Genomic DNA, 12,001 nt, shown 5'->3' with positions numbered 1-12,001 from the left:
TAACAATTTGACGGCGACGCTCGCCGCCCTGAGGAGGTTAGTGCTGTTGCTGGTTAATGACGTTGAACAGATGCTGATCGGTCTGATGCATACACAGCCCGGCTTTATGGGCGCTGCGGACTTCATCAAGGATGGTTTGCAGCAGAATGCCGTCCTGCAGTTGCTCTTTTTCCAGGGCGTTTAAAAAATGCAGGGTCGTGTCGTCCTGCATCGCTTTCGCTTCGAGGGTTAATGCCGAAAGGGTACTGCTGCGCTGGTGATGTTCTTCCAGCGTTTGCAGAAACAGATCTTCAAGGGTGGCGCAGCGTTCATCATTCGGCTGCGAGGCTTTTACCACCGGATAAGCCCCTGCTTTTTTCATGAAATCAAACATGCGCATCATATGGGTGACGTTAGCTTGCGCCTGGGCGCGCAGAAACGTGGCGGTCCCCGTCAGTTTATGTTCGGAACACCACTCGCTCAGACGCAGGTACAAATTGGAGGCACAGAACTCAAGATTCATCTGGGTGTTGAGCTTTTGAACCATTCCTAGAACGGTCATAGTCATATCCTTATATCCTGAAGAAACGAACTCTGCTGATTACCGCAGAACAGCCGTTCACACGACGACAGAAGCTTGCGCTATTCAGCATTCACACTTATGGAGGGTCACTACGATATTCACTGTCCTGACCGTTTCAAGAATACGCCTGGATTTTCTATAAGAAAACGCCTGGCTGTTATTATTTACGGTTCGTTACATGAAAGCTGAATTAACTCGAATTTAGGGAAGGTTTCACCAGGAAAAACCGTTTCAACAGTATGATGTTTAAGTGAATTGCATTACTCTTTGATGGGTGAAAGTGAGATCTGGCTAACATTCAATAATGTTCAGACATGAAAGGTTTATTTATCGATAGTATCAATGCTATTACCGGTAACGTTAATTTTTACTGAACTTGTTGTGGATCATATTCATCGTAATACCCTGAAAAGGGTATGCACAAAAAATTGATATTAAGGAGTCATAAATGAAAAAGGTCGCGGTGCTGTTGGCACCTGGATTTGAAGAAGGGGAAGCCATTGTCACTATCGACATTCTGCGCCGCCTGAATCTGGAAGTGGAGACGCTCTCCTGCGCGGATTCGCGTGGTGTCACCAGCTATCACAATATTCCCATGGTAGCGGATTGCACCCTCGCGGAACGCCGCGGCGCACTGTATGACGCAGTTGTCCTGCCCGGCGGACCACAAGGCAGCGTCAATCTTGCTGCTGATCCCGCAGTCATCGATTTTATTGCTACCCACGATGCTGCGGGAAAATTGATTTGTCCTATCTGTTCTGCTGCTGCACGCGTATTGGGCGGCAATGATTTGCTGAAAGGACGCCGTTATGTCTGCTCAGGCGATCTCTGGCAGGACGTTCGCAATGGTGAGTATGTGGATGCGCCGGTCGTTGAAGATGGCAATTTGATCAGCGGTAAAGGGTTTGGTCATGTGTTTGATTTCGCCTTCACCGTTGCCGCAAGATTGCTGGGTGATGAAGCTCCAGTGAGTGAACACGCTGACCATATTTATTATCGCTGGTGAGATAAGGATTCACTGGCTGTTGATATAGAGTATTCTGCTAACCCCTGGGCGAATTGTCTGACAATTCGCCCTTTCTTTATGTCATTTCCCGCTAAATATATGCACGCGATCACTGTAATTCTGCGGTGTGATGGCGCTCTCCTATGGATAATTAATTTCCCGCTATTAATGTCTCAGCGTAACAGCTCTCCAAAGCGAAACCGCTAATGCATTGTTTTACTGCTGATAAATAGAATGAGTTTGAATTTCCCCTACGAAAAAGAACATTAAAGCTGGAGTTAACCATGCACAAATTCACTAAAGCGCTGGCGGCCATCGGGCTGGCCGCGGTTATGTCACAATCAGCTATCGCTGAGACGATGAAACTGGGTTTTCTGGTCAAGCAGCCAGAAGAACCGTGGTTCCAGACTGAATGGCGTTTCGCCGATAAAGCAGGCAAAGATCTCGGGTTTGACGTCATTAAAATCGCCGTGCCGGATGGCGAGAAAACCCTGAATGCCATCGACAGCCTGGCGGCAAACGGGGCCAAAGGTTTCGTTATCTGCACGCCCGATCCGAAACTCGGGCCCGCCATCATGGCCAAAGCCCACAGCTATGACATGAAAGTCATCACCGTGGACGATCAGTTCGTCAATGCCAAAGGCAAGCCAATGGACACCGTGCCGTTGGTGATGATGGCGGCCAGCGAAATTGGTGCGCGCCAGGGTGATGAGCTGTACAAAGAGATGCAAAAACGCGGCTGGGATGTGAAAGATACCGGCGTCATGGCGATCACTGCGGATGAACTTGATACCGCACGCCGCCGCACCACCGGCTCCATGGACGCACTGAAAAAAGCGGGCTTCCCTGAAGCACAAATCTATAAAGTACCGACCAAATCCAACGATATTCCGGGCGCGTTTGATGCCGGTAACTCGCTGCTGGTGCAGCATCCAGGTGTAAAACACTGGCTGGTGCTGGGTATGAATGACAACACCGTGCTCGGTGGAGTCCGTGCCACCGAAGGGCAGGGCTTCAAAGCGGCTGATGTTATCGGTATTGGTATCAACGGCGTGGATGCGGTGAATGAGCTTTCTAAAGCCCAGGCGACCGGTTTCTACGGCTCACTGCTGCCGAGCCCGGACGTTCACGGGTATAAAACCAGTGAAATGCTCTACAACTGGGTACAGAAAGACGCTGAGCCACCGAAGTTCACCGCGGTGACCGATGTGGTGCTGATTACCCGCGATAACTTTAAAGCCGAGCTGGCGAAGAAAGGTCTGTGATTTGAATTGCCCGGTGGCGCTGACGCTTACCGGGCCTACGGACTGGCGCCATCTTTTGACTTAGTCGGTCGGGTAAGCGAAGCGCCACCCGACAAAAAAAGACGTGCAGAAGTGAATTCGCGTTTTCTGGAGTGCCTATGCAACAGTCACAACCTTATCTCTCATTTCGCGGCATCAGCAAAACCTTTCCCGGCGTGAAAGCCCTGACCGACATCAGCTTCGACTGTTATGCCGGGCAGGTGCATGCGCTGATGGGGGAAAACGGTGCCGGGAAATCCACACTGCTGAAAATCCTTAGCGGTAATTACGCCCCAACCGGCGGCACGTTGGTGCTGCGCGGCGAAGAAGTAAGTTTTCCGGATACGACGGCCGCTCTTAACGCTGGCGTTGCCATCATTTATCAGGAACTGCATCTGGTGCCGGAAATGACGGTGGCAGAAAACATCTATCTCGGCCAGTTGCCGCATAAAGGGGGGATCGTCAATCGCTCGCTGCTCAACTATGAAGCCGGGTTACAGCTTCAGCACCTTGGGCTGGATATCGATCCGCAAACGCCGCTGAAGTATCTCTCCATTGGGCAATGGCAGATGGTGGAAATCGCCAAAGCGCTGGCCCGTAATGCCAAAGTGATTGCGTTTGACGAGCCGACCAGTTCGCTGTCGGCGCGTGAAATAGAAAATCTGTTCCGTGTCATCCGTGAACTGCGTAAAGAAGGGCGCGTCATCATTTATGTCTCGCACCGCATGGAGGAAATTTTTGCGCTTAGCGATGCGATCACCGTGTTCAAAGATGGTCGCTACGTCTGCACGTTCGACGATATGCAGCAGGTCAATCACGACCAGCTGGTGCAGGCGATGGTGGGGCGTGAGATTGGCGATATATACGGCTGGCAGCCTCGTGAATACGGGGCCGAAAGGTTACGCCTGAATAACGTCAAAGCGCCAGGCGTTCGCCAGCCTGTCAGCCTGAGCGTCAAGAGCGGTGAAATCGTTGGCCTGTTCGGTCTGGTGGGGGCAGGGCGCAGTGAATTAATGAAAGGCTTATTCGGCGGCACAAGGATTTCCGAGGGTGAAGTGTTTATCGACGGGCAGCAGGTGAACATTCAGAAACCCGCACACGCCATTCGCGCAGGCATGATGCTGTGCCCGGAAGACCGCAAAGCCGATGGCATCATTCCGGTTCACTCGGTGCGAGACAACATCAACATCAGCGCTCGGCGCAAACACATTCATGCCGGGTGGCTTATCAATAAAGAGTGGGAAGCCCGCAATGCGGAGCACCACATTCAGTCGCTGAATATCAAAACGCCTGGGGCGGAACAGCTGATCATGAATCTCTCCGGCGGCAACCAGCAGAAGGCAATTCTCGGGCGCTGGCTGTCTGAGGAGATGAAAGTCATTTTGCTGGACGAACCGACACGCGGCATTGATGTCGGCGCTAAGCACGAAATCTATAACGTCATTTATGCGCTCGCCGCGTCCGGTGTGGCGGTGTTGTTTGCCTCCAGCGATTTACCCGAAGTGCTCGGTGTGGCTGACCGCATCCTGGTGATGCGCGAAGGCGAAATCGCCGGGGAACTGATGCACCAGACCGCAAATGAACAGCAGGCGTTAAGCCTGGCGATGCCGAAAACAACCCAGGCCGTCGCCTGATTGCCTGAGAAGGAGAGAACCATGTCATCTGTCACAACGCCCGGCGTGCGCCGGAATTCGTTCAGTCCGGGACGCATCTGGGATCAGTACGGCATGCTGGTGGTGTTTGCCGTCTTGTTTATTGTCTGCGCCATTTTCGTGCCTAACTTTGCCAGCTTTATCAATATGAAGGGGCTGGGCCTCGCCATTTCAATGTCAGGGATGGTGGCGTGCGGCATGCTATTTTGCCTCGCTTCTGGCGATTTTGACTTGTCCGTCGCCTCGGTGATTGCCTGTGCTGGCGTGACCACGGCAGTGGTGATTAACGTCTCCGAAAGCCTGTGGTTAGGCGTTTTTGCCGGGCTGCTGCTTGGCACGGTAAGCGGGTTAATCAACGGATTCGTCATCGCCCGTTTGAAAATTAACGCGCTCATTACTACGCTTGCGACGATGCAAATTGTGCGTGGGCTGGCGTATATCATTTCTGACGGTAAAGCGGTCGGGATTGAAGATGAGCGTTTCTTCACTCTGGGCTACGCCAACTGGCTGGGTTTGCCAGCGCCTATCTGGCTGACGGTTGGCTGTTTAATCCTCTTCGGCCTGCTGCTCAACAAAACCACTTTTGGGCGTAATACGCTGGCAATTGGTGGCAACGAAGAAGCGGCAAGGCTGGCGGGTGTGCCGGTGGTGCGGACCAAAATCATTATCTTCGTGCTGTCGGGACTGGTGTCGGCGGCGGCAGGGATAATTCTGGCTTCGCGTATGACCAGCGGCCAGCCGATGACGTCGATTGGCTATGAGCTGATTGTGATTTCGGCCTGTGTGCTCGGTGGCGTGTCGCTCAAGGGCGGTATTGGCAAAATTTCCTACGTGGTGGCGGGCATCTTGATCCTCGGCACAGTAGAAAATGCCATGAACCTGCTGAACATCTCGCCGTTCTCGCAATATGTGGTGCGTGGTTTGATATTACTCGCAGCGGTTATCTTCGACCGTTACAAACAAAAAGCGAAGCGCGTGGCCTGATTTATCCCCAACTTTTAAGTGTAATCCTAACCCAGCACCAGCGGCGAATTCCGCTGGTGCTTTCCGTTTAAAATGGCGAGCCCGGTCACACTGTCTATACTTATACTGCTAACGTTTGATTAACATTAGCCGAAATTGAGTCAATCTCAGGAGGTAGACAGGGTGACAGACCCGTTAACCGCTCCGCCGGTTTTGTGCGGAAATTACGCCTTTTTCTTTGATTTGGATGGCACGCTTGCCGAGCTAAAACCCCGTCCCGATCAGGTATCCATCCCCGAACCTACTCGCGTGGCGCTACACCAGTTAGCGCAGCAGCAGAGTGGGGCGCTGGCCTTGATCTCAGGGCGCTCAATGGCTGAACTTGACGCGCTCGCCGCTCCGTACCGTTTCCCGCTAGCGGGAGTCCACGGAGCTGAACGCCGTGATATCAAGGGTCAGGATCATATCGTCACATTGCCTGAAACGCTCGCCGAGGCGCTCCATCAATGGCTGGTTGAGTCAATGTCAGGCATGACGGGCTGCGAGCTGGAAAACAAGGGCATGGCCTTTGCGCTGCATTATCGCCAGGCCCCTCAGCATCAGCAGGCTATCGAACAGCTGGCCGAACAGGCTGTTGCTCGTTTCGAAGGGCTGGCCGTGCAGCCGGGTAAATGTGTGGTAGAGATAAAACCGGCCGGAATTCATAAAGGCGCAGCCATCGCGGCCTTTCTGCAAGAAGAGCCCTTCCGTGGGCGAACCCCTGTATTTGTCGGCGATGATCTGACGGACGAAGCCGGTTTTGAGGTAGTGAATCAGGCTGGTGGCGTTTCAGTCAAAGTCGGGCCAGGGGAAACGCTCGCCCACTGGCGATTAGCTCGCGTGGCGGACACCCATGCGTGGCTGCAACAACTCGTACAACAAGAGAGACCCGCGCTAACAGACAGGAGAGATGGCTATGAGTCGCTTAGTCGTAGTATCTAATCGTATTGCACCGCCGGATGATAAAAAAACCAGCGCAGGTGGGCTGGCCGTCGGTGTACTGGGGGCGCTTAAAGCTGCAGGCGGACTGTGGTTTGGCTGGAGTGGTGAGATTGGCGATCAAGACAAACCGCTGAAGAAGGTGACGAAAGGCAACATCACCTGGGCTTCGTTTAACCTGGAAGAGAAAGATCACGATCTCTACTACAACCAGTTCTCCAACGCCGTATTGTGGCCTGCGTTTCACTACCGTCTGGATCTGGTGAACTTCCAGCGTGAGGCGTGGGAAGGGTATTTACGCGTCAACGCAACACTTGCGGAAAAACTGCTGCCGCTGGTGAAACCCGACGATACGCTTTGGGTGCATGACTACCATTTGCTGCCGTTCGCCAGTGAACTGCGCAAACGCGACGTCAACAATCGCATCGGTTTCTTTTTACATATTCCTTTTCCGACGCCGGAAGTGTTTAACGCACTGCCGACGCATGCTGAACTGCTGGAACAGCTTTGCGATTACGACCTGCTGGGCTTCCAGACCGAGAACGACAGGCTGGCTTTTCTTGATTGCGTGTCCAGCCAGACGCGCCTGACCAGCCGCGGCAGCAAAACGCATAATGCGTGGGGAAGAACCTTCCGCACAGCCGTTTATCCTATCGGCATCGATCCGGACGAAATCGCCCATCAGGCCGAAGGGCCGCTGCCGCCAAAATTGGCGCAGTTGAAAGCTGAGTTGAAAAGCGTGCAGAACATCTTCTCTGTAGAACGCCTGGACTATTCAAAAGGGTTGCCGGAACGGTTTCAGGCTTATGAAGCGCTGCTGGAGAAGTACCCACAGCACCACGGCAAAATTCGCTATACTCAGATTGCGCCGACCTCGCGCGGTGATGTGCAGGCCTATCAGGACATCCGTCATCAACTGGAAAACGCCACAGGCAGGATTAACGGCCAATACGGTCAGCTTGGCTGGACGCCGCTGTATTACCTCAATCAGCACTTTGACCGAAAGCTGCTGATGAAAGTGTTCCGTTACTCTGATGTGGGTCTGGTGACGCCGTTGCGAGACGGGATGAATCTGGTGGCGAAAGAATATGTCGCTGCACAAGATCCGGCGAATCCTGGCGTGCTGGTGTTGTCGCAATTTGCCGGAGCAGCTAATGAACTCACGTCAGCATTAATAGTGAATCCGTATGACCGCGATGAAGTCGCCGTCGCGCTGGACAGGGCGCTAACCATGCCTCTTACCGAGCGGATATCTCGCCATGCGGAGATGCTGGAGGTGATTAAACAGAATGATATCTATCACTGGCAGGCGCGGTTTATTGACGATCTAAAGCAGATAACGCCGCGCAGTGAGGAGAGCCGATTGCAGAATAAAGTCGCGGCTTTTCCAAAACTGGCGTGATAAACAAGAAGTGCGCCCGGTGAGGGATGCCGGGCACTTTTTCAGTCGGTCACTCGTTTTCGAGTGTGACCAGCAGAACATCCACTCCGCTGTTGCCCACCACATTTTTCGCCGCACAGGTTGCGCGTGAGAAAAAGCTTTGGTTGTGATTCCCGCAGATAACCAGGTCGACCTGCTGCTTCTGGCAGAACTCTTTGATGTGCTCGCTTAATTCGCCACAGGCGATGCGTGTGTGGGTGACAGGGTAATCGGCGTGCGCGATTAAGTCATTGAGGAACTGACGGGTTTCTTCCTGCATGACTTCGCGCAGGTTTTCGAGCATGGGTGCAGCGAACTGATTGTATATCTCCGGGTCAGCGGCAGAGGTGATGAGGCTGATACGCGCATTGACAGGACGCGCAATGGACACGGCTTTACTGACCAGCTTTCGACTTTCCGGTGTCGGTGCCACAGCAACCAGCAAATGTGAGTAGGTCATCCAGCCTCCTTCCTGATTCGACGAAAAAATGCCCATGTCCTGGTATTACTCCGTTTCTGCATCGGCTGCAAGAGGGGCCATCAGCCGGAAATGTGAGTTGCTTCGAAGATTCATTAATTATTCTTATATGAAGAATATCCCTTGACAGTCCGTTCCACTGAATTTTTACGAACTTATCTTAAATTGAAAAATTAAATAATAATTTAGCAACCTGGTTCACATTAAAACTAACAAAATTGAAATTATTTCTCTGCGTAATCATCATGAAAAACTGAATGGATAACTGACTGTTTTACAAGGCTAACTTTTCCTCGTGGTTCAGGAGTTTTGGCCGATGTTATATCGCAAAGCGGCAAGTTGTTTTCCCTGAACAAAAAAGAAGCAACAAAATGTGTTCAGGGTGTTTATTCAGAATTCAGGAATAGAAAAGCGGGCGAATTGAGTAAAAAGCCAGCAACTCACAATTGATGCTGATAGATCTGGTGTTGTCATTCATCTGTGTTATGTGATGTCTGTCACAAAATTCCCAAATTTACGGTAGGGCCACGTTGTATGTGTCAGGACTGGCGAGTAGAGTTGCGTCGAATTAGGAAAAATCTTAGTCAATTGTAAAAAATGTTTAAAATTGCAGGGTTATTCTCACACACGTGCAGGTGACCTTGCAGTGCGCAAGGATGCAACGCCTAAGTCAACTATGCATTTGGCCGTTTCTTTTTTTTTACCGGGGTTTTTCCCGGCGACATCACGGGGTGCGGGTGTTACCGCATAAAATAATTGTTGGTTATTCGGGATGGGAAAAATGCATACATCCGAGTTGCTAAAGCATATTTATGACATTAATTTGTCCTATTTATTACTTGCACAGCGTTTGATTAGTCAGGATAAAGCTTCTGCTATGTTCCGTCTCGGCATCAACGAAGAGATGGCCACCACGCTTGGCGAACTGACTCTGCCTCAAATGGTTAAATTAGCGGAGACCAACCAGTTGGTTTGTCAGTTCCGCTTCGACAGCCACCAGACCATCACCCGACTCACGCAGGAGTCGCGGGTTGACGATCTGCAGCAAATTCACACCGGTATTCTGCTCTCGACCCGCTTACTGAAGGAAGCCAGCCTCGCAGACGGTTCTGCACGGAAGAAAAGGGCCTGATCATGAGCGAAAAAAGCATTGTTCAGGAAGCCCGCGACATACAACTGGCAATGGAATTGATAACGCTTGGCGCGCGTCTGCAGATGCTCGAAAGCGAAACGCAACTCAGTCGCGGCCGCCTCATCAAGTTGTACAAAGAGCTTCGCGGCAGCCCACCGCCGAAAGGCATGCTGCCGTTCTCCACCGACTGGTTTATGACCTGGGAACAGAACATTCACTCCTCCATGTTCTGTAATGCCTGGCAGTATCTGCTGAAAACGGGTTTGTGTACGGGCGTTGATGCGGTGATTAAAGCCTACCGTCTGTATCTCGAGCAGTGTCCGCAGCAGGAAGATGGGCCGATTCTGGCGCTGACCCGTGCGTGGACGCTGGTGCGATTTGTCGAGAGCGGCATGCTTGAACTCAGCAGTTGCAACAGCTGTGGCGGCAATTTCATTACCCATGCTCACCAACCCGTGGGGAGCTTTGTGTGCAGTCTTTGCCAGCCGCCATCACGAGCCGTAAAAAGACGTAAACTTATCCCAGAAGGTGCCGATATAACACCACAACTGCTGGATGAACAGATAGAGCAAGCTGTTTAACCGAGAATCAGGTGTGGCAAAACACTCCAGCAGCGGACGCAGGTCCGCTGCTTTTTTTTTGCCGCCGTTTCGGTGAAATGCTCTGTCGTTCGTCCCGGGCTTATCAATAGCGGAAGGATGATGTCGTGCTTATCTTATTAGGTTACCTGGTTGTTCTTGGTACCGTTTTCGGCGGTTATGCAATCACCGGCGGACACCTTGGGGCACTCTATCAGCCTGCTGAACTGATTATCATTGGCGGCGCGGGGATAGGGGCGTTTATCGTTGGTAACAACGGGAAGGCCATCAAGGGCACGCTGAAAGCGCTGCCGTTACTGTTTCGCCGTTCGAAATACACCAAATCGATGTACATGGACCTGCTGGCGCTGCTGTATCGCCTGATGGCCAAGTCACGTCAGCAGGGCATGTTCTCGCTGGAACGTGACATCGAAAACCCGACCGAAAGCGAAATCTTTGCCAGCTACCCGCGCATTCTGGCGGACAAAGTGATGCTGGAGTTTATCGTCGATTATCTGCGTCTTATCATCAGCGGCAACATGAATACCTTCGAAATCGAAGCGCTGATGGACGAAGAGATTGAAACCCACGAAAGCGAATGCGAAGTGCCCGCCAACAGCCTGGCGATGGTCGGTGATTCTCTGCCAGCCTTCGGGATTGTTGCCGCGGTCATGGGGGTTGTTCACGCATTGGGTTCAGCGGATCGTCCAGCCGCAGAACTGGGGGCGATGATTGCCCACGCGATGGTCGGCACGTTCCTCGGTATTCTGCTGGCTTACGGGTTTATTTCTCCGCTGGCGACCGTGTTGCGTCAAAAAAGCGCCGAAACCACCAAGATGATGCAGTGCGTCAAAATCACGCTGTTGTCGAATCTGAACGGCTATGCGCCGCCGATCGCGGTGGAATTTGGTCGTAAAACGCTTTACTCCAGCGAGCGTCCCTCGTTCATCGAACTGGAAGAGCACGTTCGTGCCGTCCGTAACCCAACTGCACAGCAGACGACGACTGAGGACGCATGAAAAATCAGTCTCATCCCATCGTCGTCATCAGACGGCGCAAGCATAAAAGCCACGGCGGGGGCGCACACGGCTCGTGGAAAATTGCTTACGCCGATTTCATGACCGCGATGATGGCCTTCTTTTTGGTGATGTGGCTGATTTCCATCTCCAGCCCGAAAGAGCTTATCCAGATAGCCGAGTACTTCCGCACGCCGCTGGCGACAGCGGTGACCGGAGGCTCGCGTATCGCAGAAAGCGATAGCCCAATTCCTGGTGGGGGCGATGACTACACCCAGCGCCAGGGGGAAGTGAAAAAAGAACCGAACATCGATGAGCTGAAAAAACGCATGGAGCAGAACCGCCTGAAGAAAGTGCGCGGTGACCTGGATCAGCTGATTGAATCCGACCCGAAATTAAAAGCCCTGCGTCAGTATCTGAAAATCGACCTGGTGCAGGAAGGGCTGCGTATTCAGATTATCGATAGCCAGAACCGGCCGATGTTCAAAACCGGCAGCGCGGAAGTGGAGTCGTACATGCGCGATATCCTGCGCGCCATTGCCCCGATTCTGAACGAAGTCCCGAACAAAATTAGCCTGTCCGGGCACACCGACGACTACCCGTACGCCAACGGCGACAAAGGGTACAGCAACTGGGAGCTTTCCGCCGATCGCGCCAACGCCTCGCGCCGGGAACTGGTTGCCGGTGGGCTTGATGACGGGAAAGTGATCCGCGTGGTGGGCATGGCAAACACCATGAAACTCCAGGCGCACGGCGGCGATGATGCCATCAACCGCCGGATTAGTTTGCTGGTGCTCAATCACCAGTCCGAAGCGGCGATCCTCAACGAGAACGCCGAAAGTCAGAACGAACCTTTAAGCGTATTACAGCAGCCGGGCGCACTGCCGAACCCGGTCAGTACTGGATCGCCACAATCCGATCAGAGGTGATAGC

12 protein-coding genes are annotated in these 12,001 nt (G+C 52.6%); 10 read left to right on the top strand and 2 right to left on the bottom strand.

Translation table 11 applies throughout. The annotated features are described in order from the left end of the window. Window positions 1-37: 37 nt before the first annotated feature. Window positions 38-541: a non-heme ferritin-like protein gene (locus ACLW56_RS14060; protein ID WP_330984391.1), complete on the bottom strand. Its 504-nt coding sequence runs from the start codon at window positions 539-541 to the stop codon at window positions 38-40. A gap of 469 nt (window positions 542-1,010) precedes the next feature. Here ACLW56_RS14060 and ACLW56_RS14055 point away from each other — a divergent pair, with 469 nt between their 5' ends. From ACLW56_RS14055 to otsA, 6 genes are all read left to right on the top strand, one after another. Beyond that, complete coding sequence (locus ACLW56_RS14055) at window positions 1,011-1,568, top strand: DJ-1/PfpI family protein (protein WP_330984390.1); 558 nt, start codon at window positions 1,011-1,013, stop codon at window positions 1,566-1,568. Window positions 1,569-1,852: 284 nt separating this feature from the next. Further along, a complete protein-coding gene (locus ACLW56_RS14050) occupies window positions 1,853-2,833 on the top strand; it encodes an arabinose ABC transporter substrate-binding protein (protein ID WP_330984389.1) in 981 nt (326 codons plus the stop codon). Window positions 2,834-2,970: 137 nt separating this feature from the next. Further along, entirely contained in the window at window positions 2,971-4,485 is a 1,515-nt protein-coding gene (gene araG / locus ACLW56_RS14045) for an L-arabinose ABC transporter ATP-binding protein AraG (protein WP_330984388.1), read from the top strand. A gap of 21 nt (window positions 4,486-4,506) precedes the next feature. Further along, entirely contained in the window at window positions 4,507-5,487 is a 981-nt protein-coding gene (gene araH / locus ACLW56_RS14040; RefSeq protein ID WP_330984387.1) for an L-arabinose ABC transporter permease AraH, read from the top strand. Between the two features lie 162 nt (window positions 5,488-5,649). Continuing rightward, window positions 5,650-6,447, top strand: a complete 798-nt coding sequence (gene otsB / locus ACLW56_RS14035; protein WP_330984386.1) for a trehalose-phosphatase — start codon at window positions 5,650-5,652, stop codon at window positions 6,445-6,447. Further along, the gene (gene otsA / locus ACLW56_RS14030) at window positions 6,422-7,846 is read left to right on the top strand and encodes an alpha,alpha-trehalose-phosphate synthase (protein WP_330984385.1); all 1,425 of its coding nucleotides are present in this window, start codon (window positions 6,422-6,424) and stop codon (window positions 7,844-7,846) included. Before otsB ends, otsA begins: the two co-directional genes overlap by 26 nt. A gap of 49 nt (window positions 7,847-7,895) precedes the next feature. Here the strand turns inward: otsA and uspC are convergent, their stop codons facing one another. Then, on the bottom strand, window positions 7,896-8,324 hold the full coding sequence (uspC, locus tag ACLW56_RS14025) for a universal stress protein UspC (protein WP_330984384.1): 429 nt from the start codon (window positions 8,322-8,324) through the stop codon (window positions 7,896-7,898). 799 nt (window positions 8,325-9,123) lie between these two features. Between uspC and flhD the strand changes: the two genes are divergently transcribed. From flhD to motB, 4 genes are all read left to right on the top strand, one after another. Next, window positions 9,124-9,474: a flagellar transcriptional regulator FlhD gene (flhD, locus tag ACLW56_RS14020; RefSeq protein WP_217992672.1), complete on the top strand. Its 351-nt coding sequence runs from the start codon at window positions 9,124-9,126 to the stop codon at window positions 9,472-9,474. Continuing rightward, on the top strand, window positions 9,471-10,055 hold the full coding sequence (flhC, locus tag ACLW56_RS14015; RefSeq protein ID WP_330984459.1) for a flagellar transcriptional regulator FlhC: 585 nt from the start codon (window positions 9,471-9,473) through the stop codon (window positions 10,053-10,055). Before flhD ends, flhC begins: the two co-directional genes overlap by 4 nt. 125 nt (window positions 10,056-10,180) lie before the next feature. Further along, window positions 10,181-11,071, top strand: coding sequence for a flagellar motor stator protein MotA (gene motA, locus ACLW56_RS14010; protein ID WP_330984383.1), 891 nt, complete (start codon window positions 10,181-10,183; stop codon window positions 11,069-11,071). Then, window positions 11,068-11,997, top strand: a complete 930-nt coding sequence (motB, locus tag ACLW56_RS14005) for a flagellar motor protein MotB (RefSeq protein WP_330984382.1) — start codon at window positions 11,068-11,070, stop codon at window positions 11,995-11,997. The genes motA and motB overlap by 4 nt, the downstream gene beginning before the upstream one ends. The last annotated feature ends 4 nt before the right edge of the window (window positions 11,998-12,001 follow it).

The sequence above is a fragment of the Pantoea sp. sgz302252 genome, assembly GCF_047713085.1.
In the GTDB taxonomy this organism is placed as follows: Bacteria; Pseudomonadota; Gammaproteobacteria; order Enterobacterales; family Enterobacteriaceae; genus Scandinavium.
The sequence above is the reverse complement of the archived record's forward strand: the minus strand, read 5'-3'. Positions and strand labels throughout refer to the sequence as shown.